The organism is Geodermatophilus obscurus, from assembly GCF_900115395.1.
Lineage (GTDB): Bacteria > Actinomycetota > Actinomycetes > Mycobacteriales > Geodermatophilaceae > Geodermatophilus > Geodermatophilus obscurus_B.
This window is the reverse complement of sequence record NZ_FOWE01000001.1, coordinates 687,185-710,828: the sequence shown is the minus strand read 5'-3', so window position 1 is coordinate 710,828 and position 23,644 is coordinate 687,185. Positions and strand designations below refer to the sequence as shown.

The 23,644-nt window shown below is 73.5% G+C and carries 20 protein-coding genes; 14 read left to right on the top strand and 6 right to left on the bottom strand.

All coding sequences use genetic code 11. The annotated features are described in order from the left end of the window. Positions 1–18: 18 nt before the first annotated feature. A complete protein-coding gene (locus tag BM165_RS03160) occupies positions 19–948 on the top strand; it encodes a pyruvate, water dikinase regulatory protein (RefSeq protein ID WP_075012000.1) in 930 nt (309 codons plus the stop codon). Continuing rightward, positions 945–3,380, top strand: a complete 2,436-nt coding sequence (ppsA, locus tag BM165_RS03155) for a phosphoenolpyruvate synthase (protein ID WP_208976615.1) — start codon at positions 945–947, stop codon at positions 3,378–3,380. The genes BM165_RS03160 and ppsA overlap by 4 nt, the downstream gene beginning before the upstream one ends. 58 nt (positions 3,381–3,438) lie before the next feature. Here ppsA and BM165_RS03150 read toward each other — a convergent pair whose 3' ends face one another. Beyond that, a complete protein-coding gene (locus BM165_RS03150; protein WP_075011999.1) occupies positions 3,439–4,065 on the bottom strand; it encodes a hypothetical protein in 627 nt (208 codons plus the stop codon). Between the two features lie 142 nt (positions 4,066–4,207). After that, positions 4,208–5,017, bottom strand: a complete 810-nt coding sequence (locus BM165_RS03145; RefSeq protein ID WP_075011998.1) for an IclR family transcriptional regulator — start codon at positions 5,015–5,017, stop codon at positions 4,208–4,210. Between the two features lie 104 nt (positions 5,018–5,121). On the opposite strand from BM165_RS03145, the gene BM165_RS03140 reads away from it, so the two are divergent. The 3 genes from BM165_RS03140 to BM165_RS03130 are packed head-to-tail and all read left to right on the top strand — an operon-like array spanning position 5,122 to position 8,844. Next, complete coding sequence (locus BM165_RS03140; protein WP_083426973.1) at positions 5,122–6,102, top strand: 5-dehydro-4-deoxyglucarate dehydratase; 981 nt, start codon at positions 5,122–5,124, stop codon at positions 6,100–6,102. A 59-nt stretch (positions 6,103–6,161) separates the two neighbouring features. Then, positions 6,162–7,679, top strand: coding sequence for an aldehyde dehydrogenase (NADP(+)) (locus BM165_RS03135; protein WP_075011996.1), 1,518 nt, complete (start codon positions 6,162–6,164; stop codon positions 7,677–7,679). A 13-nt stretch (positions 7,680–7,692) separates the two neighbouring features. Then, a complete protein-coding gene (locus BM165_RS03130) occupies positions 7,693–8,844 on the top strand; it encodes a glycerate kinase (RefSeq protein ID WP_075012141.1) in 1,152 nt (383 codons plus the stop codon). A 96-nt stretch (positions 8,845–8,940) separates the two neighbouring features. Here BM165_RS03130 and BM165_RS03125 read toward each other — a convergent pair whose 3' ends face one another. The 4 genes from BM165_RS03125 to BM165_RS03110 are packed head-to-tail and all read right to left on the bottom strand — an operon-like array spanning position 8,941 to position 13,302. Next, the gene (locus BM165_RS03125; protein WP_208976614.1) at positions 8,941–10,026 is read right to left on the bottom strand and encodes a M24 family metallopeptidase; all 1,086 of its coding nucleotides are present in this window, start codon (positions 10,024–10,026) and stop codon (positions 8,941–8,943) included. A 17-nt stretch (positions 10,027–10,043) separates the two neighbouring features. Beyond that, positions 10,044–11,138 (bottom strand): LacI family DNA-binding transcriptional regulator, encoded by a 1,095-nt coding sequence (locus BM165_RS03120; RefSeq protein WP_208976613.1) that lies wholly within the window; start codon positions 11,136–11,138, stop codon positions 10,044–10,046. Next, positions 11,135–12,061, bottom strand: a complete 927-nt coding sequence (locus BM165_RS03115; RefSeq protein WP_177225073.1) for a DUF6807 domain-containing protein — start codon at positions 12,059–12,061, stop codon at positions 11,135–11,137. Before BM165_RS03115 ends, BM165_RS03120 begins: the two co-directional genes overlap by 4 nt. After that, positions 12,058–13,302 (bottom strand): Gfo/Idh/MocA family protein, encoded by a 1,245-nt coding sequence (locus BM165_RS03110; protein ID WP_244273978.1) that lies wholly within the window; start codon positions 13,300–13,302, stop codon positions 12,058–12,060. The genes BM165_RS03115 and BM165_RS03110 overlap by 4 nt, the downstream gene beginning before the upstream one ends. A 376-nt stretch (positions 13,303–13,678) precedes the next feature. Between BM165_RS03110 and BM165_RS03105 the strand changes: the two genes are divergently transcribed. From BM165_RS03105 to BM165_RS03065, 9 genes are all read left to right on the top strand, one after another. Continuing rightward, complete coding sequence (locus tag BM165_RS03105; protein ID WP_075011995.1) at positions 13,679–14,650, top strand: carbohydrate ABC transporter permease; 972 nt, start codon at positions 13,679–13,681, stop codon at positions 14,648–14,650. Further along, positions 14,640–15,533 carry a carbohydrate ABC transporter permease gene (locus tag BM165_RS03100; RefSeq protein WP_083426971.1) on the top strand — a complete coding sequence of 298 codons (894 nt, stop codon included), beginning with the start codon at positions 14,640–14,642 and terminating at the stop codon, positions 15,531–15,533. The genes BM165_RS03105 and BM165_RS03100 overlap by 11 nt, the downstream gene beginning before the upstream one ends. 71 nt (positions 15,534–15,604) lie before the next feature. Further along, complete coding sequence (locus tag BM165_RS03095) at positions 15,605–16,948, top strand: ABC transporter substrate-binding protein (RefSeq protein ID WP_083426970.1); 1,344 nt, start codon at positions 15,605–15,607, stop codon at positions 16,946–16,948. A gap of 88 nt (positions 16,949–17,036) precedes the next feature. After that, positions 17,037–18,449, top strand: coding sequence for a Gfo/Idh/MocA family protein (locus tag BM165_RS03090; protein ID WP_075011994.1), 1,413 nt, complete (start codon positions 17,037–17,039; stop codon positions 18,447–18,449). Then, positions 18,446–19,618 carry a Gfo/Idh/MocA family protein gene (locus tag BM165_RS03085; protein ID WP_075011993.1) on the top strand — a complete coding sequence of 391 codons (1,173 nt, stop codon included), beginning with the start codon at positions 18,446–18,448 and terminating at the stop codon, positions 19,616–19,618. The genes BM165_RS03090 and BM165_RS03085 overlap by 4 nt, the downstream gene beginning before the upstream one ends. Beyond that, positions 19,615–20,775: a dihydrodipicolinate synthase family protein gene (locus tag BM165_RS03080; RefSeq protein WP_075011992.1), complete on the top strand. Its 1,161-nt coding sequence runs from the start codon at positions 19,615–19,617 to the stop codon at positions 20,773–20,775. The genes BM165_RS03085 and BM165_RS03080 overlap by 4 nt, the downstream gene beginning before the upstream one ends. Then, the gene (locus BM165_RS03075; protein ID WP_075011991.1) at positions 20,772–21,611 is read left to right on the top strand and encodes a sugar phosphate isomerase/epimerase family protein; all 840 of its coding nucleotides are present in this window, start codon (positions 20,772–20,774) and stop codon (positions 21,609–21,611) included. The genes BM165_RS03080 and BM165_RS03075 overlap by 4 nt, the downstream gene beginning before the upstream one ends. Beyond that, entirely contained in the window at positions 21,608–22,492 is an 885-nt protein-coding gene (locus BM165_RS03070) for an NAD-dependent epimerase/dehydratase family protein (RefSeq protein ID WP_075011990.1), read from the top strand. The genes BM165_RS03075 and BM165_RS03070 overlap by 4 nt, the downstream gene beginning before the upstream one ends. Continuing rightward, a complete protein-coding gene (locus tag BM165_RS03065; protein ID WP_208976612.1) occupies positions 22,489–23,604 on the top strand; it encodes a mandelate racemase/muconate lactonizing enzyme family protein in 1,116 nt (371 codons plus the stop codon). The genes BM165_RS03070 and BM165_RS03065 overlap by 4 nt, the downstream gene beginning before the upstream one ends. Positions 23,605–23,644 lie beyond the last annotated feature (40 nt).

Genomic DNA, 23,644 nt, shown 5'->3' with positions numbered 1-23,644 from the left:
GACAGATCGGAGAGCCCCGTGCAGAGGTCGCCGTCGACCGGTCCGCCCACGGACGCCGACCCGGCCTCCGACGAGCAGGCGGTCGTGCCGGTCTTCTTCCTGTCCGACAGCACCGGCATCAGCGCCGAGACGATGGGCAACGCGCTGCTCATCCAGTTCCCCGACGTGTCCTTCGAGCGCACGCTCATCCCGTTCATCTCGACGGTCGAGCAGGCCCGCGAGGTGGTCGCCCAGCTCGACGCGGCGATGGAGGGCCCGGTGACCCCGCTGGTGTTCACCACCGCGGCGGTCGACGAGGTCCGCGAGGAGCTGCTGAGGACGAAGGCCCCGATCATCGACTTCTTCGGGCTGCACATGAGCCGGGTGGAGGAGCAGCTCGGGGCCCGCGGGCTCCGGGAGGCCCGGCGGCTGCACGGTGTCGGTGACGTCCGGCGCTACAACGACCGGATGGCGGCGATCGAGTTCGCCATCGAGCACGACGACGGCCTCGGCTCCCGCGGGCTCGACCGCGCCGACGTCGTCCTGCTGGCGCCCTCCCGCTGCGGCAAGACTCCGACGGCGATGTACCTCGCGCTGCAGCACGGCCTGTTCGTGGCGAACTACCCGCTGGTCGACGAGGACCTGGAGACCACGGACCTGCCCGGCCCGGTCCGCGACCTCGCGGACCGCTGCTTCGGGCTGACCACCACGGTGGCGCGGCTCAGCCGGGTCCGGCAGGAGCGCCGCCCGGACTCCCGGTACTCCTCGGAGGAGCAGTGCCGCTTCGAGCTGCGCCGGGCGACGGCGATGTACGAGGCTCACGACCTGCCCACGGTGGACACCTCGGCGGCCTCCGTCGAGGAGATCGCCACCGTGGTGATCCAGACCCTGGCCCGGCGACGGCGCGGCTCCGGTGGCCGCCTCCCCTCCGGCCGCGACCTCCGGCGAGGAAGGACCCCCCGCTCATGAACACCGACACCGCACCCGAGGTACCGGCCGGCAACGCCGCAGGAGACGGGGCGATCGACGTGACCGACAACGTCCGGTGGTTCGCCGAGCTGGGGCTGGGCGACCTGGAGGTGGTCGGCGGCAAGAACGCCTCCCTCGGCGAGATGATCTCGAACCTGGCCGACGCCGGGGTGAGCGTCCCCGACGGCTTCGCCACCACCGCGGCGGCCTACCAGCGCTTCCTCGGCGACACCGGCCTGGCGCAGCGGATCGCCGAGCGGCTGCGGACGCTGGACACCGACGACGTCCGCGCGCTGGCCGCCGCCGGCCGGGAGATCCGCCGGGAGGTCGTCGAGCAGCCCTTTCCGCCGGCCCTGGAGGCCGACATCCGCACCGCGTACGAGCGGCTGGCCGGCGACGACGCGGGGGCCTCGTTCGCGGTGCGCTCCAGCGCCACGGCCGAGGACCTGCCCGACGCCTCCTTCGCCGGGCAGCAGGAGACGTTCCTCAACGTGCGGGGGATCGACGCGGTGCTGCAGGCCGTCCGCGAGGTCTACGCCTCGCTCTACAACGACCGGGCCATCGCCTACCGGGTGCACCACGGCTTCGACCACGAGGCGGTGTCGCTGTCGGCCGGCGTGCAGCGGATGGTGCGCTCCGACGTCGGGGCGTCGGGGGTGCTGTTCACCATGGACACCGAGTCCGGCTTCCGCGACGCCGTGTTCGTGACGTCGGCCTACGGCCTGGGCGAGGGCGTCGTGCAGGGCGCGGTCAACCCCGACGAGTTCTACGTCTACAAGCCCGCCCTGCGGGCCGGCCGCCCGGCGATCCTCAAGCGGGGTGTGGGGGAGAAGGCCACCAAGATGGTCTACACCGAGCACGCCGAGGTCGGCCGGACGACGGCGTTCGTCGACGTGGACCCCGCCGAGCGGCGGCGGCTGTCCCTCACCGACGACGAGGTCACCGAACTCGCGCGGCAGGCGCTCCGGATCGAGGAGCACTACGGCCGGCCCATGGACATCGAGTGGGGCAAGGACGGGCTGACGGGGAAGCTGTTCATCCTGCAGGCGCGACCGGAGACGGTGCAGTCGCGCTCGGGCAACAGCACCGAGCGCTACCGGCTGACCGGTTCGGGGACGGCCCTGGTCGAGGGGCGGGCGATCGGGCAGAAGATCGGCGCCGGCCCCGTCCGGGTGCTCTCCGACGTCGAGGAGATGGACGCCTTCACCGCCGGCGACGTGCTGGTCGCCGACATGACCGACCCCGACTGGGAGCCGATCATGAAGCGCGCCTCGGCCATCGTGACCAACCGCGGCGGGCGGACCTGCCACGCGGCGATCATCGCCCGCGAGCTCGGGATCCCCGCCGTCGTCGGCACCGGGACCGCCACCCGGGTGCTGACCGACGGCGACCCGGTCACCGTCTCGTGCGCCGAGGGCGACACCGGCGTCGTCTACGCCGGGGAGGTGGGCTTCGAGGTGGAGGAGACCCGCCTGGACGCCATGCCGGAGATCCCCACCAAGATCATGATGAACGTCGGCACCCCCGAGCAGGCCTTCGCCTTCTCCCGGCTGCCGCACGCCGGCGTCGGCCTGGCCCGGCTGGAGTTCGTCATCAACCGGCAGATCGGCATCCACCCCCGGGCGCTCCTGGACATCGAGGAGCTCGACGCGCCGCTGCGGGCCCGGGTCGAGGAGCGCATCGTGGCCTACCCCTCGGCGCGGGACTTCTTCGTGCAGCGGGTGGCCGAGGGGGTCTCGATGATCGCCGCGGCGTTCGCCCCCGAGCCGGTGATCGTGCGGATGAGCGACTTCAAGTCCAACGAGTACGCCAACCTCCTCGGCGGCGAGCTCTACGAGCCGCACGAGGAGAACCCGATGATCGGCTACCGCGGGGCCTCCCGGTACCTGTCGGCCGACTTCGCCGAGTGCTTCGCGATGGAGTGCGAGGCGTTGCGCTACGTCCGCGACGAGATGGGCCTGACCAACGTCAAGATCATGATCCCGTTCGTCCGGACGGTCAGGGAGATCGAGGGCGTCGTGCGCCTGCTGGGCGAGCACGGCCTGCGCCGCGGGGAGAACGACCTCTCCGTGGTGATGATGTGCGAGCTGCCGTCGAACGCGCTGCTGGCCCACGCCTTCCTCGACCACGTCGACGGGTTCTCCATCGGCTCCAACGACATGACCCAGCTGACGCTGGGACTCGACCGTGACTCCGCGCTGGTCGCGGCGGGCTTCGACGAGCGCGACCCGGCGGTGCTGGCCCTGCTCGAGATGGCGATCCGGGCGTGCCTGGAACGCGGCAAGTACGTCGGGATCTGCGGTCAGGGGCCCAGCGACCACCCGGACCTGGCCGAGTGGCTCGTCGCGCAGGGGATCGGGTCGATGTCGCTCAACCCCGACACCGTGGTGGACACCTGGCTCCACCTGGCGAAGGTGGGCCGCCCGACCTGAGCGGAGCACGGCAGGGCCGCTCCGGGAGCACCGGAGCAGCCCTGGGTCCTCGCGGTCGTCAGACGGTCTCGGGTACCCGGAGGTGGGCGAGGACGAGGTCCATCTCGGCGACGTCGAGGACGTCGATGCCCATGATCTGCACGCTCTCCTCCCGCAGCATGCGCGCCTGCTCCCGTGACTCCTCGAGGTGGGCGGGTCCGTCGAAGACGACCGTGCCGACGGCGCGGCCGCTGTCCCGGTCGACGAACATGCTGAGGCTGCAGAAGCCGGGCATCTCCTGGATCCGCGGCATCAGGCTGGTGCGGTAGGCGTCGAGCAGCTGGTCGGCCCGGGCCGGGTCGCCGCGGGTCCACGTCATGCGTGCGCAGGCGCCATCCCCGGCGGTGTGCGCGCGGTGCAGGACGGCGATCTCCCACTCCTGCACCTCGAGGTCTCCACCGGCCCCGAAGCGGTCCACCATGTGGCGGCGCATCGGTTCGACGCGCGCGGTGCTGGCCCGCATCGCCTCCCGGTCGTCCCAGGCCGAGGTCGCGATGCACCGGCCCGTCCCGCGGTCGCACGCCATCGACAGGCCGACGCAGCCGTCCGTGTCGCGCAGTGCCGGCCAGACCTCGTCCCGCATGTAGGCGATGGCGTCGTCGAGCGAGCCGGGGTCGCAGGTGATGGTGGTGGATCGGGCGTACATGACGCCTCCTCTCGGACCGGCGGCGACGCCCCTGCGGCACCGCCGCACCGACCGAGCGTCCTCCCTCGCGGGACGCCGGACCACGGTCCTTCGGCCCGCGGGCCGACGGTTCCCGGCCGTGGGCGGCATGCGTCGCCGGGCGCTACAGGAGGCCGTCGCCGGCGCGGGGGGCCGTGCGCTCGAGCACCGTCCGGACGTCGGCCATCGCCCGGACGATCTGCTCCTCGTGCTCGGGGGTGAGCCGGGACAGGGGCACCGAGCAGCTGATCGCGTCGACCGCCGGGGTGGCGTACCGCAGGGCGAACCCGAAGCAGCGCACGCCGGGGGTGTTCTCCTGCCGGTCGACGGCGTATCCGCGCTCGCGCACCTCCGCGAGGTCGGCCAGCAGGAGCTCGCGGGAGGTCAGGGTGTGCTCGGTGAGCGGCCTCAGGTCCGGCGGGAGGTGCCGGGGGAGCTCGTCGGCGCCGCGCTCGGCCAGCAGTGCCTTGCCCAGCGCGGTGGAGTAGGCCGGCAGCTGCCGGCCCACCCGGCTGTAGGGCCGGTGCGCGTGCCCGGACTCCTTGGTCGCCAGGTAGACGATGGAGGCGCCCTCGAGCCGGCCGAAGTGCACGGTCTCCTCGACGGTCGCCCGCAGGGTGTCCAGGTGCTGCTGGGCGAGCCGGACGTAGGGGTCGGTGTCGAGGTAGCTGGTGCCCGCGAGGAGGGCGCGGATGCCGATGCCGTACAGGGTGCCGGAGGCGTCCGTGCGGACCCAGCCCTGCTTCCCCAGGGTGCGCAGGAGGGCGTACAGGCTGCTCTTGGGCACCTGCAGCGCCTCGCTGATCTCTCGCAGGCGCGCGGGTCGGTTCTGCCGACCCGCCAGGAACTCGAGCACCTCGACCGTCCGGACGGCGCTCTTGACGTCGCGGACGCCGGCCGGCGAGGCGTCGTCCGCCGGGACCGCTCCTGTCACGACCTGCCTCCTCGGACCTCGGGTCGTCGCATTGACGGCCTCGCCACCAATCCGTAGTTTGGCAGACAGCATACGAGACGACGTCTACAGATGGAGACGATCTGATGACCTCGACCCTTCCGGTGGACCGACTCGACGGCGGCGCCCGTACGCAGCGCGCCGCAGGCGTCGCGGCCGACCTGCGTGCCCGCATGGCGCAGGGCGTGCTGTCCTTCCCGCTCACCGCCTTCACCGCGGACGGGGAGCTGGACCTGGACGGGACCCGCGGCCACGTCCGCGCCCAGGTCGCCGCCGGCCCGGCCGCGATCTTCCCGGCGTGCGGCACGGGCGAGTTCTTCAGCCTGTCCCTCGCGGAGTACGAGTCCGTCGTCCGGGTCGCGGTCGAGGAGGCCGGCGGGCTGCCGGTCGTGTCCGGGGTGGGGTACGGCTGGGCCCAGGCGGTGCAGTTCGCCGAGGCCGCGGTCCGCGCCGGTGCGTCGGCGGGTCTGCTCCTGCCGCACTACCTCGTCGCGGCGTCCCAGGAGGGGCTGGCCCGCCAGGTGGAGGAGGTGGCCGCGCGGACCGAGCTGCCGCTCATCGTGTACCAGCGGGGCCAGGTGAAGTTCTCCGCCCGGACCCTCGCCCGGATCGCCGGGTCGCCCACCGTCATCGGGGTGAAGGACGGGCACAGCGACCTCGACCAGCTGCAGCGGCTGCGCCTGGTGGCCCCGCCGGACCTACTGTTCTTCAACGGGGCGGCCACCGCCGAGATGCAGGCCCGCGCCTACCGCGCCATCGGCATCCCCGCCTACTCCTCGGCCGTCCACGCGTTCGCGCCGGAGATCGCGCGTGCGTTCTACGCCGCCCTGCACGCCGACGACGACGCCACCATCGACCGGCTGCTGCGGGAGTTCTATTGGCCGCTGGTGGAGCTGCGGGACCGGGGCACCGGTTACGCCGTCTCGCTGGTGAAGGCCGCCGCCCGGCTCCGCGGGCAGTCGGTGGGCCCCGTGCGGGCCCCGCTCACCGACCCGACGGACGCCGAGACGCGGGAGCTCCAGGCGCTGCTCACCACCGGCCTGCGAATCGTCGGCGAGCCGTCCTGACCCGCTGCCGTCCACCCGGCCGCCCGCCGGACCCCTCGCCCCGCGGAGGAGAACCGCCCATGACCGACGTCGTCAGCACCGACCCGCGCACCGGCGAGATCGTCGAGGTGGTCTCCCGGGAGACCACCACCGCGGAGGTCGACCGGCTCTGCGCCGCCGCGCTCGCCGCGGCCCCCGGCCTCGACCGGCTCGGCCGCGCCGGGCGCGCGACGCTGCTGCGCGCCCTCGCCGACGCCCTCGAGGCCCGGCGGGAGGACGTGGTTGCCGTCGCGGACCGGGAGACCGCACTCGGTGCGGCCCGGCTGGGCGGCGAGCTCACCCGCACCTGTTACCAGCTGCGGCTGTTCGCCGAGGTCCTCGACGAGGGCAGCTACCTCGAGGCCGCCATCGACCACGCGGGCGACACCCCGATGGGTCCGCGCCCGGACCTGCGCCGGATGCTGCTGCCGATCGGGCCGGTCGCCGTCTTCGGTGCGAGCAACTTCCCGCTGGCCTTCTCGGTGCCCGGCGGCGACACCGCCTCGGCGCTGGCTGCCGGCTGCCCCGTCGTCGTGAAGGCGCACGGCTCCCACCCGGCGACCTCGCAGCTCGTCTTCGACGTCCTGGACGCCGCGGCCCGCAAGGCGGGGGCGCCCGACGGCACGCTGGGCATCGTGCACGGCCTCCGGGCCGGCGCCGACCTGGTCGCGCACCCGGCGATCCGCGCCGTCGGCTTCACCGGCTCGGTGAACGGCGGTCGCGCGCTGCTGGAGATCATCGAGCGGCGTCCCGACCCGGTGCCGTTCTTCGGTGAGCTGTCCAGCCTCAACCCGGTCGTCGTCACGCCCCGGGCCGCGGCCGAGCGCGGATCGACGATCGGCGCCGAGCTGGTCGGCTCCTTCACCCTCGGCGGCGGCCAGTTCTGCACCAAGCCCGGGCTCGCCTTCGTGCCGGCCGGGCCCGAGGGTGACGCCGTCGTCGACGCCATGGCCGGGGCCGTGCGCGCTGCCGGCGCCCCGGTCCTGCTCAACGAGGGCATCGCCGCCTCCTACGACCGCGTCTCGGGCGACCTGACCGGGGCGCCCGGGGTCGAGGTGCTCGCCCGCGGCGCCGAGCCGGAGGGGGCGGGTTTCGCCGTCGCGCCCCTGCTGCTCGGGACGTCCGCCGCCGAGTTGCCGGAGGCGGTCACCGAGGAGTGCTTCGGGCCGGTGTCGGTGGTGGCCCGCTACGAGGGCGAGGCGGAGCTGTTCTCGGCGCTGGAGGAGATGCCGTCGTCCCTCACCGCCACGGTGCTCCGTGGCGCCGGTGAGACCCAGCTGCCGCTGGCGGTCTCGGAGCAGCTGCGCACGCGGGCCGGCCGGCTCGTCTACGACGCCTACCCGACGGGCGTGGCCGTCTCGTGGGCGCAGCACCACGGCGGCCCGTGGCCGTCGACCAACTCCCAGCACACCTCGGTGGGGACGACGGCCGTCCGCCGGTTCCTGCGGCCGGTGACCTGGCAGGGCGCACCGGCCGAGGTCCTGCCGGCCGAACTGACCGACGACTTCCGCGGCATCCCGCGCCGGGTCGACGGCGTGCTCCAGCTGCCCGGTGCCTGACCCGGCGCCGGCCGTGACCACGGCCTCGATCGTCGTCGCTCCCGACAAGTTCAAGGGCAGCCTCACGGCCGCCGCCGCGGCGTCGGCGATGGCCGACGGCTGCCGGGCGGCGCTGCCCGGCTGTCGCGTCACCGCGGTCCCGGTCGCCGACGGCGGTGACGGGACGGTGGACGTCCTGCTGGAGGCCGGTGGCACCCGGATCGAGCGCATGGTCACCGGACCCCTGGGCGGACCGGTGGTGGCCTCCCTCGCCGTGCTCGGGGACACGGTGTACGTCGAGACGGCGCAGGCGTGCGGACTGCGGTACGTCCCGGCACCGGACCCGGGAACGGCCCGGGCGGCCACCACGTACGGCGTCGGTGAACTGGTCCGCGCCGCGCTCGACCTCGGGCACCGCCGGCTCGTCCTCGGCCTCGGCGGCAGCGCCACGACGGACGGGGGAGCGGGCATGGCGGAGGCCCTCGGTGCCCGGCTGCTCGACGACGCCGGTCGCGACGTGCCGGCCGGCGGTGCCGGGCTGGTCCGGCTGCAGACCGTGGACGTGGCCGGCCTCGACCCCCGCCTCCGCGAGGCCGAGGTCGTGCTGGCCTGCGACGTGGACAACCCGCTGGCCGGGCCGCGGGGGGCGGCGCCGGTGTTCGGCCCGCAGAAGGGCGCCGACGCCGCGACGGTGGCCGAACTGGACGCCGCACTGGCCCACTACGGGCGGCGGCTGGCCGCGTGCCTCGGCACCGCCGTCGCGGAGCGACCGGGTGCCGGAGCGGCCGGGGGGCTGGGCGCCGGCGCGATGGCCTTCCTCGGCGCGCGCGCTACCTCCGGCATCGACCTCCTGCTCGACCTGCTCGGCCTGCCCGGGGCGCTGGCCGACGCGGACCTGGTGGTCATCGGGGAGGGGCACCTGGACGAGCAGAGCCTCGCCGGGAAGGCCCCGCTGGGAGTCGCCCGGATGGCCCGGCGGCACGGTGCGGACGTCGTGGCCGTCGCCGGCCAGGTGAGCGCGGGCCCCGAGGCGCTCGCAGCGGCCGGCGTGGGGGCGGCCCACGCCCTGGCCGACCGGGCGAGCGGGATCGAGGACGCCGTGCGCAGGGCGGGGGAGCTGCTCACGCTGACGACCGCCGAGGCGGTCCGCCACTGGGCGCGGACGCGCCCGGCCACCGGGGCCTGACGGACCGTACGCGACGCTCGCGGTGGTGGCCCTCCCGCAGACGGTCGAGCCCCCGCCGCCCCGAGGACGGCGGGGGCGCCTCGTAGGCCGCCGGGATCAGCGGACGAGGACGTCCGGCCGGGGGAGCCCCAGGTCGTCGGGCGTCGTGGGCCACACGCCGTCGCTGGTGAGCACGGCCGGCCCGCCGTCGCCCAGCAGCACCGTGTCCTCCGCCTTCACCCCCGGCGCGGACGGGTTCCAGGCGAACGCCTGTCCCGCGACGACAGGCACCCGGCTGTCCGGCGTCGCGACCGGGTCACGCCCGGCGTACCCGGTCGGCCCGCCCTGGTGGTGCCGGGTCCACTCGTCGACCGCGAAGCCCTGCTCGCCGTAGGCGCGGACCCCGTCCGCGAAGACCTCACCCAGGGTCCGTCCGGGTTGGGTGGCCGACAGGAAGGTCGTCTCCACCGCGCGGATCCGCGCGACGGCGTCGGCCTGCACCGGGTCGAGCGGGGCGAAGGACACCCACCGCGTCGCGTTGGCGATCAGCCCGTGGCGCCGGGCGCACACGACCAACATGACCTGCCGGCCGAGGGGTCCTGCGGTGGGCAGCGCGTGCCGGAAGGCCAGCCGCTCCTCCCCGGCCACGAGGACGACGACCGGATCGGCGCCGCGGGCCATCAGCTCACCACCCAGGCGGGCCGCGGCCTGCCGCTCGGTCGTCCCCGGCTGCAGGGTGAGCGCCGTCGCGGTCAGGGCCTCGGCGGTGTCCCGGCCGAGGCTGCGGTACCGCGCACGCTCGCCCGGCAACAGCGCAGCACGGGCGGCCCGCAGTCCCTCGGCCGCCGCCGGCTCGTCCTCGTGGAGCACGCCCGGGGTGCCGGGGGCCAGGTCGGTCCCGAGCAACGGCGCCCACCAGTCGGTGACCCGGACGGCGACGTCACCGGGCAGCTCCTCGGCCCGCAGCCGGTCCACCTCGTTGGCCGGCACGACGACGGTGTCGCCGTCCGGAGCCACCACCACCGCGACCACCCCGCGCTCGGCGGACAGCCGGACCGCCGCGCGGGCGCCGTCCAGGTACCAGGAGAGGGTCCCGACGCCGCTGAGCACGAGGCGCTCCCGCCCGGTGGTGTGCAGCAGGTCCAGCACCCGCTCCCGCTTCTGCGCGCGGTCGCCCGTGGGCGGTGCCGGGACCTCGGGCACGTGCTCCTCCTGCGGGCTCAGACGAGGGGACGGGTGCTCTCGCGCAGCACGACGTCGGCGTGCACCTTCACCGCGCGGGGAGGGGAGGCCGGGTCGGAGTCCAGCGCGAGCTGCGCGGCCCGCGCGCCCATCTCCTCGAGGGGCAGGCGGACCGTGGTCAGCGCCGGGACGACGTCGCGCAGCGTGGTGATGTCGTCGAAGCCGGCCAGGGACACGTCGTCGGGCACCCGGACGCCCTCGCGGCGGAGCGCCGAGAGCGCACCGAGGGCCATCACGTCGTTCACCGCGAAGACACAGGTGGCCCGCAGCCCGGCGGCCACGAGCTCGCTGGCCAGCTGCTCGCCGCCCTCGCGGGTGAACCGGCCGTGGAGCACCGTCACGCCCTCGGGGTCGCACCCCTCGTCGGCGAGTCCCTCGCGGAAGCCGGTGACCCGGTCCCGGGACGCCAGCACGTGCACGGGGCCGGCGAGCACGGCGAACTGCCGGTGCCCGAGCCGGCACAGCTCGCGGGCGAGCCTGCGCGCCCCGGCGCGGTTCTGCGGGACGACGGCGTGCGTGCCCAGCCTGTTCTGGCTGATCACCGCCGCCCGTCCGCCGGCGGCCCGGAAGCCCTCCAGCTCCTTGACCAGCCGCTCGGTGTGCAGTCGGTCGGTGGTCCGGCTGCCGCAGATGATGAGTCCGCGGGCACGGTGCGAGCGCATGGTCGCGACGTACTCCAGCTCCCGGTCCGGGTCGCTGTGGGTGGAGGCCAGGAAGACGACGAGGTCGCGTTCCTCGACGTGCCGCATGACCCCGCTGGCGATGCTGGAGAAGTACGGGTCCAGGACGTCGTGGATGAGCAGTCCCACGACGTTGCTGGCCCCCCGCGCCACGGCCTGCGCCTGCGCGTTGGGCGTGTACCGCAGGTCCCGTGCGGCGGCGAGCACCCGGCCGCGGTAGGGCTCCCCGACCGAGCGGCGGCCGCTGAGCACCCGGGAGGCCGTGGCGAGGGAGACCCCCGCCCGGGCGGCCACCTCCGACAGCAGCACCGGACCGTCCCGGCGGGCTCCCTCCCCGTCCTCGGCGTCCTCCCCGGGCTTCCGGCTGGGGATCGTCCCGGGGTCGATGGTCACGGTCTGCTCCCGTTGCCGGCGGTCGAGGAGGAGAGTGCACGGTCGATCTCGTCGGGGTCGGGTGCGCCGTCCACCACGAGGGCCCGGAACCTGCGGGTGACCGAGTTCCCGGGCGTCAGGCGGACGGGCTGCTCGGCGGCCAGCTGCGCACCGAGGCCCGGGTAGTCGGACACGCGGACGAACCACGGGTCGCGGCGGGTCGCGGCGTCCCGTCCGGCCAGCACGACGGTGGCGGGGGAGTGCCCGCCGGAGGTGACGGCGACCCACGGGCTCACGGAGCCGTGGACGGCGTCCTCACCCTCGGCGGCCGCGGTGAAGACGCGCGGGGCATCGGCGACGGGCAGACGCCAGAACAGGCCGCCGTAACCGGCGCCGGCGCGGCCGTTGCTGGCGGGGCTGCCCAGGCTCAGCGGCGCTCCGGTGACGTTGCGCAGGGACGTGTCGAGATCCAGGGCCCACGCGCCGGGCAGCTCCGAGCGGGCGGCGCGCACCTCCCTCCCCTCGCTGAGCAGCGGGCGCCCGTCGGGCCCCTCCCATCGCACCGTCTCGCGGAAGCCGGAGTCCGCTCGCGAGCGCCACCCGGTGTGGACCTGCCGGCCGTGGTCGCCGAGCCAGGTGTACCCCTCACCGCGGACGTAGGTCCGGCCGCCCCAGACGTTCGCGCCGCCGACGTCCTGCAGGGTCACCGACACCCCGAGGTGCCAGCGGTGGTCCTCGGGCTGGGCGTCGGTGACGGGGGTCCCGGCCAGGGTCGTGACCGGGTGCAGGAAGGGCCGGGGGGCCAGCACGGGCGGGAGACCGGCGCCGTCGCAGTAGGAGGCCACGACGACGCCGTCCACGGTCAGGGTCGCGATGGTCGACCCCGGTGCGACGGCGTCCTCCGGGACGTGCCCGCGGTGCTCCTCCTTGAGCGCCACGGTCACCTCGCTCCCGCAGCGTCGGTGAGCCGGGTCGTGCCGCTCCGCGCCCACGGCGCGGCCAGCTCGGAGAACAGCCGCAGGGTCTCCGCGGCGTCGTCGACCAGGTCGTCGATCCCCGGCACGACCTGGCGGGCGGTGTCCCCGTCGCCCTCGGCGTGACGGTGTCCCGCGGTGATCTCGGCGGGATCGGGGGCGCAGCGGACCGCCTCGACGACCTCCATGAAGGAGTGCGTCGCGCGTGGCGGCACGAGCAGCCCGACCCCGGGGTCGCGGACGTGCGCGAGCAGGTTCTCGAGCAGGTCGGTGCTCGGGTGGACGGTCGTCTCGTCGACGTCGCCGGCCTGCAGCCGGACCGTGCCGGTCTTGTAGTCCAGGGAGATGCGCCCGGCGCTGCCGTGGACGACCAGCCGGGGGGTGCGGGGGCGTTCGGCGGCCAGCGTCGCCGCGATCGTGATGACGACGTCGTCGGCGGTGCGCAGCCGCAGGCAGGAGGTGTCGTCGGCCTCGATGGGGTTGGCGCGGTACAGCTCCACCTCCACCGAGCGGAGCGAACCCGGCCCGCTGGCTCCCGCGAGGGCGAGCGCCGTGGCGACCGCGTGCGCGAACGGGTTGGTCAGCGCACCGTCGACGACGGGTACGCCGTCCATCGTGCGCCGGCCGGCCCACGTGGCACGCCCGTAGTAGCTCGCGTCCCGGACCCAGGCGCAGGCACCCCCGATGCCGCGGACGTCACCGATCGCGCCGTCGGCCACCAGGGCCCGTACCCGGTCGATCGCCTCGGACCCGAGGCTCTGGAAGCCGATCTGGCAGGCCATCCCGGAGGCGTCGATCCCGGACACGAGGCGCCGGTACTCGGCCAGGGTCGGGGCCGGTGGCTTCTCCAGCAGCACGTGGCTGCCGGCGCCCACCGCCGCCAGCGCCAGGTCGGTGTGGGTGTGGATCGGCGTGCAGACGATGGTGACGTCGGGAGCCGTCTCGGCGACCAGGTCCGGCAGCGAGGGCGAGACGGGCACGTCGCCGGCGAGGTCGAGCAGGTCGCCGTGCAGGGCGCGCCGGTCGCAGACGCCGACCAGCCGGACACCGGTGGTGGCGGCCAGCCGGCGCAGGTTCTGCAGGTGCCAGCGACCGTGGCCGTGGGCGCCCACGAGCACGACGCGTCCGCTCAGTTCCGGCGTGTCCGACACCGATCCCCCCTCGCCCGGGTCCGCGCCGTCCGGCCGCGCCGCCCGGGAGGTCGCAGCCACGGGGAGGGTATCCGGAGACGGCCCGTCCTGGAAAGTGCTTGCCGAACACGCCCTGCCCACCGGGGGGCGACCGGACCGTCGACTGCGTCGTGTCGACGGGTCAAACGCGAGGTCAGAGGCCTCATCCGGCGTCCGCGGGAGCAGCAGGGCCGGACGGGCGGCGGATCCATCGTTGACAGGCGTCGGTCGCCCGGCGTAGAAAGCGCTTGCCCATTGTGGTGCAGCGCACAGGTCGAGAACGTCGTCCAGGAGCCCACAACACATCGTTGACAGGGCCTCCACCCGGCAACTAGAAAGCGCTTGCCGGGATGTGACCGCTTGCACACCCGCCGACCCCGACGAGCCCGTTCGACGAGCTCCACAGAGAGGTGAGCCCGTGTCGTCAACGCTCGACGTCTCGTCGCGCGCACGTTCGCACGACGAGGCTCCACGAGGGGCCGGCCAGCCGGTCCCCCGCGCGAGGCGCAAGAAGAAGGACTCCGGCCGCTACGTGGCCTACCTGTTCCTGGCCCCCTGGTTCATCGGGCTGCTCCTCATCACCGCCGGCCCCATCGCGGCCTCGGCGTACCTGGCCTTCACCGACTACAGCCTGATCGGCTCGCCGGAGTGGACGGGCTTGGACAACTTCCGGCGGATGTTCGACGACCCACGCTTCTACCAGTCGCTCAAGGTCACGTTCATCTACGTCGGCGTCTCGGTCCCGCTGCAGCTGGCCTTCGCCCTGTTCCTGGCGATGATCCTCGACCGGGGGCTGCGCGGCCTCGCGCTGTACCGGTCGATCTACTACCTGCCCTCGCTCATCGGTGGCAGCGTCGCGATCGCCATCCTGTGGCGGCAGATCTTCGGTGCGGAGGGCCTGCTCAACGGCGTCCTGCGCTTCCTGGGTGCGGACAACCCGCCGGGTTGGGTTTCCGACCCCAGCTACGCGCTGGGCACGCTGATCATCCTCAACGTCTGGACGTTCGGCGCGCCGATGGTGATCTTCCTGGCCGGCCTGCGGCAGATCCCGACGATGTACTACGAGGCGGCGTCTCTGGACGGTGCGGGAAAGGTGCGCCAGTTCCTCAAGGTCACCCTGCCGCTGCTCTCGCCGATCATCTTCTTCAACCTGGTCCTGCAGATCATCCACGCATTCCAGTCGTTCACGCAGGCGTTCATCGTCAGTGGCGGAACGGGTGGCCCCGCGGATTCGACGCTCTTCTACACGCTCTATCTCTACCAGCGCGGCTTCGGCAACTTCGACATGGGATACGCGTCGGCGCTGGCCTGGGTCCTCCTGCTCATCGTCGGTGGGTTGACCGCGGTCAACTTCATCGCCTCGAAGTACTGGGTGTTCTATGGCGACTGACCTGACCGTGGCCGAGCCGCTGGCCGCCACGGAGAAGCTCCCCGCCCGCCGTCAGAAGAAGCAGCGGCCCCGGTGGCTGGCGCACACCGTGCTCATCCTGGGCGCCGTCCTGATGCTCTACCCGCTGCTGTGGATGATCTCGAGCTCGTTCAAGTTCACCGAGGACATCTTCAGTCAGACCGGGCTGGTCCCCGAGCGCGTCACCGGGCAGAACTACCCCGACGGGTGGACGGCACTGCCTCACGACTTCGGGCACTACATCCTGAACTCGACGGTCATCGTCGCCGGATCCATCATCGGCAACCTCCTGGCCTGCTCCCTGGCCGCCTACGCATTCGCGCGGCTCGAGTTCAGGTTCAAGAAGTTCTGGTTCGCGGTGATGCTCGGCACGATGATGCTGCCGATCCACGTGGTGATCGTCCCGCAGTACATCCTGTTCCAGCAGCTCGACTGGATCAACACGTACTGGCCGCTGATCGTGCCGAAACTGCTGGCCACCGACGGCTTCTTCGTCTTCCTGATGGTGCAGTTCATCAGGGGCATCCCGAAGGAACTCGACGAGGCCGCACGCATCGACGGCTGCGGTCACTGGTCCATCTTCTGGCGGATCATCATCCCGCTGTCGGTGCCCGCCCTGGCCACCACGGCGATCTTCACCTTCATCTGGACCTGGAACGACTTCTTCAGCCAGCTGATCTTCCTGACCGACCCGGACATGTACACCGTCCCGGTCGCCCTGCGGACCTTCGTCGACGCGACGAGCCAGACGCCGTGGGGTCCGGTCTTCGCCATGTCGATCGTCGCCCTGGCGCCGGTCTTCGGCTTCTTCCTGGCAGGCCAGCGCTACCTGGTCCGGGGCATCGCCACCACGGGGCTCAAGTGACCACCAGCAACGCCCGAGTGACCACCACCAACAAGGAGGTACCGAACGTGCGAACGATCCGGAGGAGCGGGGTGCGCCGCAGCCTGCCCACCCGCGTGGGCGTGGCCGGCGGCGTGCTCGGCCTGCTGCTGACCACCGCGGCGTGCGGCGGCGACAGCGGCGGCGGCGGCGGCGGACAGGCCGCCGAGGAGGGGACCACCCGCGAGGACGGGCCGGTCGCCCTGCGCATGTCCTGGTGGGGCAGCGACACGCGGCATGCGGCCACCCAGCAGCTCATCGAGCTGTACCAGTCCCAGAACGAGGGCGTCACCGTCGAGGGCGACTTCACGGGGTTCGCCGACTACTTCGACCGGCTGGCCACCAGCACGGCCGGCGGCGACGGTCCCTGCGTGCAGCAGCAGGACACCCGTTACGTCCGCGAGTACGCCGACCGCAACGCCCTGCTGGACCTGACGCCGTACATCGAGGACGGCACCATCGACACCAGCAACCTCGACGAGGCGGTCGCCACCACCGGCCAGGTCGAGGACGCCACGTACGCCATCCCGACGGGCGTCAACGCGTTCACCCTGGTCGTCGACCCGCAGGCCTACGCCGCCGCCGGGGTCCCGGTGCCCGACGACTCCTCGTGGACCTGGGACGAGATGGTCCAGACCGCGGCGCAGGTCACGCAGGCGACCGGCGGCCAGGTCTACGGGATGCAGGCGATGGGCCTCAACGGCGGTGACACCAACTTCGAGGTCTACGCCCGCGAGCACGGTGAGGCGCTGTTCGACGAGGACGGCCAGATCGGCTTCACCGAGGAGACGCTCGTCGACTGGTGGAACATCGAGAAGGAGGCGTCGGAGTCCGGCGCCGAGCCGGAGCCGTCCACCACGGTCGAGGTCTTCAACGGTGGCGTCGACCAGGCGCTCGTCGCCACCGGCCGGGGCGCCTCGGGCTTCTGGTGGACCAACGAGCTGCCGGCGCTGACCGCCGGAGCCGGTCGTGAGCTGCAGTTCATGCAGTTCCCCACCGAGGAGGGGAACGGCGAGACCGGCATGTACCTGAAGCCGGCCATGTTCTGGGCGATCAGCAGCGACTGCGAGAGCCCGAAGGAGGCCGCGCTGCTCATCAACTGGCTGATCAACTCCGAGGACGCGGTCGAGATCGTCAAGGCCGACCGCGGGCTGCCGGTGAACACCGAGCTGCGTGAGCAGATCGCCCCGACCCTGGACGCACCGGGCCAGGCAGCCGTGGCCTTCGTCGAGGAGATCACCCCGGACCTGCAGGACCCGCCGGCGCTGCCGCCGCAGGGTGCCGGCGAGGTGCAGGCGATCATGCAGCGCTACACCGAGCAGATCCTGTTCGACCAGATCTCGGTGGAGGACGCGGCCTCGCAGTTCATGTCCGAGGTCCAGTCCGCGATCGCGTGACCGCAGGCCAGGGGGCGGCGCGTCCGCCGGCCGCCCCCTGGCCCTGCCTCCTGCTGCGCCACCACGCCTCACCACCGGAGAGGGAGTCGTGACCTCCACCGACCCGTCCGCGCCCCGCCGCCGCTACGCGGTCGTCGGCACCGGCCACCGCGCGGAGATGTACATCGCCGCCCTGCTGCGCACGCACGCCGACGTCGGCGAGCTCGTCGCGCTCTGCGACCCCAACCGCACCCGGATGGCCTACTACCAGCGCCAGTACGCCGAGACCCACCCCGGCGCCGCGCCGCTGCCGGCCTACGGCACCGAGGACTTCGACACGATGCTCGACCGGGAGCAGCCCGACGTCGTCATCGTCGCCAGCGTCGACTCCACCCACGCCGAGTACGTCTCCCGCGCGATGCGCGCTGGCCGGGACGTGGTCACCGAGAAGCCGCTCACCATCGACGCCGAGGGCTGCCGCACCGTCGTCGACGCCGTCGACGAGACCGCCCGCGACCTCGTCGTCACCTTCAACTACCGGTACTCGCCGCGGAACGCCGCCGTGCGGCAGCTGATCGCCGACGGCGCCATCGGCCAGGTGACCGGCGTCCACTTCGAGTGGGTGCTCGACTCGGTGCACGGCGCCGACTACTTCCGCCGCTGGCACCGCGACAAGTCGCGCTCCGGCGGGCTGTTCGTGCACAAGGCCACCCACCACTTCGACCTGGTCAACTGGTGGACCGGGGAGGTCCCGGAGACCGTCTTCGCCCTCGGCGACCTGCGCTTCTACGGCGACGTGAACGCCGAGGAGCGCGGGCTGGGGGAGCGCCCGGCGCGCAGCCACGGCTCGCCCGACCTGGGCCGTGACCCGTTCGCCCTCGACCTGGCCGGCGACGACCGGCTGCGCCGGCTCTACCTGGAGGCGGAGGCCGAGGACGGCTACATCCGCGACCAGGACGTGTTCGCTCCCGGCATCACCATCGAGGACAACATGGCGCTGCTGCTGCGCTACGGCGGCGGCGCGATGCTCAGCTACTCGCTCAACGCCCACGGCCCCTGGGAGGGCTATCGGGTGAGCATCAACGGCACCGAGGGCCGGATCGAGCTGTCCGTCGTCGAGCGGGCCGCGGTCCTCGCCTCCGACGACGTCATCCGCGGCTTCGGGGTCGCCGTCGACCCCAGCGCCACTCCCGAGGCGGTCGCCGCCGCCTCCGGCGCGCGTACCGAGGGCACCGAGCTGGTCCTGCAGCGCCGGTGGGAGGTCGCCCAGCGGGTGCCGATCGCCGACGGCCCCGGCGCCCACGGCGGCGGCGACGCGCTGCTGCTCGACGACGTGTTCCGCCCGGGCAGGCGGCCCGACCCCCTCGGGCAGGCCGCCGGCTGGCTCGACGGCGTGCGCAGCGTGCTCGTCGGCGCCGCCGCCAACCGTTCCCTGGCCACCGGCCAGGCCGTCCACCTCGCCGACTTCGGCGTCCCCCTGGGCGCCGCGCCCGTCCCCGCTCCCGCCGGGAGCGCCCGATGACCCTCTCGGAGGAGAACACCGTGTCCACCCCGCTCGGCATCATCATGAACGGCGTCACCGGACGGATGGGGTATCGCCAGCACCTGGTCCGCTCCATCCTGGCCATCCGCGACTCCGGCGGCCTGGAGCTCTCCGACGGCCGTCGCATCGTGCCCCGGCCGATCTTGGTGGGCCGGAACGAGCGCAAGCTCGCCGACCTCGCCGCCCAGCACGGCGTCGAGCACTGGACGACGGACCTCGACGAGGCGCTCCGGGACGACTCCGCGCCGATCTACTTCGACGCCCAGGTGACCCAGGCGCGGGAGAAGGCCATCAAGGCCGCGATCGCCGCCGGGAAGCACGTGTACACCGAGAAGCCGACGGCGGAGTCGCTGGACGGCGCCCTCGACCTGGCCAGGCTCGCCACGGAGGCCGGCGTCAAGAACGGCGTCGTCCACGACAAGCTCTACCTGCCGGGCCTGGTCAAGCTGAAGCGGCTGATCGACGGCGGCTTCTTCGGCCGGATCCTGTCGGTGCGCGGCGAGTTCGGCTACTGGGTGTTCGAGGGGGACTGGCAGGAGGCCCAGCGGCCCAGCTGGAACTACCGCAAGGAGGACGGCGGCGGCATCGTCGTCGACATGTTCTGCCACTGGTCCTACGTGCTGGAGAACCTCTTCGGCCGGCCGGAGGCCGTGACCGCCAAGGCGGTCACCCACATCCCCACACGCATCGACGAGCACGGCCAGCGCTACACCGCGACCGCCGACGACGCCGCCTACGGCATCTTCGAGCTGCCCGGTGGTGTGGTGGCCCAGATCAACTCCTCCTGGGCGGTGCGGGTGTTCCGTGACGAGCTCGTCGAGTTCCAGGTCGACGGCACCGAGGGCAGCGCCGTCGCCGGCCTGCGCGAGTGCCGCATCCAGCACCGGGCGACCACGCCGAAGCCGGTGTGGAACCCCGACCTGCCGGTGACCGAGCGGTTCCGTGACCAGTGGCAGGTCGTGCCGGACAACGCCGACCTGGACAACGGGTTCCGGGCGCAGTGGGAGCAGTTCCTCCGGCACGTGCTCGAGGACGCCCCGCACCCCTACGACTTCCTCGCCGGCGCGCGCGGCGTGCAGGTGGCAGAGCTCGGGCTGCGCTCCTCCGAGGAGGGGCGTCGCATCGAGATCCCCGAGGTGACGGTGTGACGACCGTCCGGCTCCCACGCCCCGACGGCACCGTCGCCGAGCACCGGCTCGGCGAGCCCGGCGCCTTCCCCCGACCCGACGGGCCGATCACCAGCCGCACGGCCTACGCCGCGGCGCACGTCGTCGCCGACCCGTTCGGCGACAACACCCCGGGTGCCCCGGTGGACGTCGACTGGGAGGCCACCCTCGCCTTCCGCCGGCACCTGTGGTCCTACGGCCTGGGCGTCGCCGACGCGATGGACACCGCCCAGCGCGGCATGGGCCTGCCGTGGAGCACCACCGCGGAGCTGATCCGCCGGTCGGCCGCCGAGGCGCAGGCCTGCGGCGGGCTGCTGGCCTGTGGCGCGGGCACCGACCAGGCGCCGGCCGAGCCGGCCGGCACCGACGAGGTGCTGGCCGCCTACCTCGAGCAGATCGAGGTGATCGAGGGCGCAGGCGCGAACGTGATCATCATGGCCAGCCGGCAGCTGGCCCGGGTGGCCCGCAGTCCCGAGGACTACGCGAAGGTCTACGGCCGGCTGCTGGAGCAGGTGTCCCGGCCGGTCATCCTGCACTGGCTCGGCCCCATGTTCGACCCGGCGCTGGCCGGCTACTGGGGCTCGGCACAGCTGGCCGAGGCCACCGACACGGTGCTGCAGGTGATCGCCGACCACAGCGCGAGGGTCGACGGCATCAAGGTGTCGATGCTCGACGAGGCGCACGAGGTGGACATGCGCCGCCGGCTGCCGGACGGCGTCCGGCTCTACACCGGCGACGACTTCAACTACCCGACGCTGGTGCGCGGGGACGGCGACTCGCACTCGCACGCCCTGCTGGGCATCTTCGACGCGATCGCGCCGGCCGCCTCCACCGCGCTGCAGGCGCTGGACCGGGGTGACCTGGAGACCTACGACCGGCTGCTCGAGCCGACCGTGGCGCTGTCCCGGCACCTGTTCGGCACGCCGACCTACTACTACAAGACCGGGATCGTCTTCCTCGCCTGGCTGGCCGGCCACCAGCGCGGCTTCCGGATGGTCGGCGGGCTGGAGAGCGCCCGCAGCCCGCAGCACCTGGCCGAGGTGTTCCGGCTGGCCGACGCGGCCGGGCTGCTGCCGGACCCGGAGCTGGCCGCCGAGCGGATGCGGACCTACCTGCGGACCGCCGGGGTGGACCAGTGAGCGTGGACCCGCGGCTGGCGGCGCTGTCGATCAACCACAAGACGGTCGACGGCTGGTCGATGCCGGAGCTCGTGGACGGCGTCGCCGCCGCGGGGCTGCAGGCCATCGGCACCTGGCGGGAGCCGGTGGCCGAGTACGGACTGGACCGGGCGGCGAAACTGGTGCGCGACGCCGGCCTGCGGGTCACCTCGCACTGCCGCGGCGGCTTCCTCACCGCGACCGACCCGGCGGCCCGCGCCGCGGCGATCGAGGACAACCGCCGGGCGATCGACGAGACCGCCACGCTGGGCGCGCCGACGCTGGTGATCGTCGCCGGCGGGCTGCCCGACGGCTCGCGTGACCTGGTCGGTGCCCGGGAACGGGTGGCCGACGCACTGGCCGAGCTGGCTCCGTACGCCGGCGAGCGTGGCGTGCGGCTGGCCCTGGAGGCGCTGCACCCGATGTACGTCGCCGACCGGGCGGTCATCTCCACCCTCGGGCAGGCGCTGGACCTGGCCGAGCCGTTTCCGGTCGAGCAGGTGGGCGTCGTGGTCGACACCTTCCACGTCTGGTGGGACCCCGAGGTGTGGCGGTCCATCGACCGGGCCGGTGACCGGATCGCCTCGTTCCAGGTGTGCGACTTCCTCATGCCGATCCCGGCCGACGTGCTGCTGGCCCGCGGCTACATGGGGGACGGCGTGATCGACTTCCCGCCGTTCGTGGCCGCGGTCGAGGCCGCCGGCTGGCGTGGCGAGGTCGAGGTCGAGATCTTCAACGCCGACGTCTGGGCCGAGCCGAAGGCCCAGGTCGTGGAGACGGTGAAGCAGCGCTACCTCGCCGTGGTGGTGCCGGGATGAGGGTCCTCGTCACCGGAGGCGCCGGGCGGCTGGGCCGCAGCGTCGTCGACGGCCTCGCCGACGCCGGCCACGAGGTCGTCTCGGTCGACGTCGTCACGGCGCCGCAGGACAGGGCGGAGGCGACCTTCCCCGCCGACCTCACCGACCTCGGTCAGGCCTACGGCGTGGTCGCGAGGTACCGCCCGGACGCCGTGGTGCACCTGGCCGCCATCGCCGTCCCGTTCAGCCGACCCGAGTCGGTCATCCACGTCACCAACACCACGCTGGCCTACAACGTCCTGCAGGCCGCCGTCGACCTGGGCGTCGGCACGGTGGTGACCGCGAGCAGTCCCACCGTCATGGGCTACGGCAGCCCGGCCGGCTGGGCGCCGGCCCACCTGCCCCTGGACGAGGACCACCCGCCCCGGCCGTGGAACGCCTACGGGCTGTCCAAGCTGGCCGCCGAGCAGACCATGCGGATGTTCGCCGCCCGGTACGGGGACGCGGTGCGGCTGGCCGCCTTCCGGCCGTGCTTCGTCATCGCGCCGGAGGAGTGGGACGGCGCGCCGACCCAGCAGGGCCACACTGTCCGCGAGCGCATCGCCGACCCGCGGCACGGCGCCGTCGCGCTGTTCAACTACGTCGACGCCCGGGACGCCGCGGACTTCCTCGACACCCTGCTCCGCAAGGCGGGCGACGTCCCCAACGGGGAGGTCTTCTTCGTCGGCGCCCAGGACGCGCTGGCCGACGCCCCGCTGGCGGAGCTCCTGCCCCGGTACTCCGGGGTCGAGCCGGAGGTGGCCGCGGGCCTCACCGGGACGGCGCCGGCGTTCAGCACCGCCAAGGCCGAGAAGCTGCTCGGTTGGGCGGCGTCACGCAGCTGGCGCACGGAGCTGCGGTGACCACGCTGACCGTGGGCACCCGGCCGCCCGTGGTGGAGCAGCTGACCAGCCGACTGTTCCGGCTGCCGCTGTCGCGGCCGTGGGGCGAGGACGTCCCGGCGCTGCACCTGCTGGTCACCGAGCTCACCACCGACGACGGCCGCACCGGCACCGGGTTCAGCTGGACGCCGTCCATCGGCGCCCGCGCGGTGCGGGCGCTGGTCGACCACGACGTCGCGCCGGTCGTCGTCGGCGGGCCGACGAACCCGGGCGTCGTCTGGGACCGGCTGTGGTGGCACCTGCACGAGGCGGGCGGTGGCGGGCTCACCACCATGGCGATCGCCGCGGTCGACATCGCGCTGTGGGACCTCGCGGCGAGGTCGGCCGGGCAGAGCCTGGTGGACCACCTGGGTCGCCGGCGGGACCACGTCGCCGTCTACGGCAGCGGAGTGAACCTCCACTACCCGCTCGACGAGCTGCGCGAGCAGGCCCGCCGCTGGGTCGCCGCGGGATGCGCCGGTGTGAAGATCAAGGTGGGACGGCCCGACCTCGCCGAGGACGTCGAGCGGGTCGCCGCCGTCCGTGAGGTGATCGGTCCGCACCGGCGACTGATGGTCGACGCCAACCAGCGGTGGGACCTGCCTACGGCGATGCGCGCGGTCCGGGCACTGTCGCGGTTCGACCTGTCCTGGGTCGAGGAGCCGCTGGTCGCCGACGACCTGCCGGCGCTGTCCCGGCTGCACGACGCCGGGCTGGGCGTGCCGATCGCGGTGGGGGAGAACGTCTACACCGCCTTCCAGTACCGGCAGCTGCTCGCCTCGGGCGCCGCCGACGTCGTGCAGCCCAACGCCGTCAGGGTCGGTGGCATCACGCCGTTCCTCCGGATCGCGCAGCTCGCCCGCGCATCGAGCGTGCCGGTGGCTCCGCACCTCCTGCCCGACCTCTCCGGGCAGCTCGCGCTGTGCCTGCCGGACGCGACGATGGTCGAGGACGTCGAGGACGCCTCGTTCGCCGCGCTGGGCGCACTGGCCTCGTCCAGCGGGGTCACCATCGCCGACGGGGTGCTGCGGGCGGAGACCGGGCCGGGCCACGGCCTGGCCTTCGCCACCGACCGCCTCCAGGAGATGGACTGAGCCCGCCCGGACGTTGACCCTCGGAAAGCGCTTGCCCTAC

Coding starts and splice junctions, on each gene's coding strand:
- ppsA (WP_208976615.1), top strand. CDS start 945: ATGAACACCGACACCGCACCCGAGGTACCGGCCGGCAACGCCGCAGGA.
- BM165_RS03150 (WP_075011999.1), bottom strand. CDS start 4,065: ATGTACGCCCGATCCACCACCATCACCTGCGACCCCGGCTCGCTCGAC.
- BM165_RS03140 (WP_083426973.1), top strand. CDS start 5,122: ATGACCTCGACCCTTCCGGTGGACCGACTCGACGGCGGCGCCCGTACG.
- BM165_RS03135 (WP_075011996.1), top strand. CDS start 6,162: ATGACCGACGTCGTCAGCACCGACCCGCGCACCGGCGAGATCGTCGAG.
- BM165_RS03100 (WP_083426971.1), top strand. CDS start 14,640: ATGGCGACTGACCTGACCGTGGCCGAGCCGCTGGCCGCCACGGAGAAG.
- BM165_RS03085 (WP_075011993.1), top strand. CDS start 18,446: ATGACCCTCTCGGAGGAGAACACCGTGTCCACCCCGCTCGGCATCATC.
- BM165_RS03070 (WP_075011990.1), top strand. CDS start 21,608: ATGAGGGTCCTCGTCACCGGAGGCGCCGGGCGGCTGGGCCGCAGCGTC.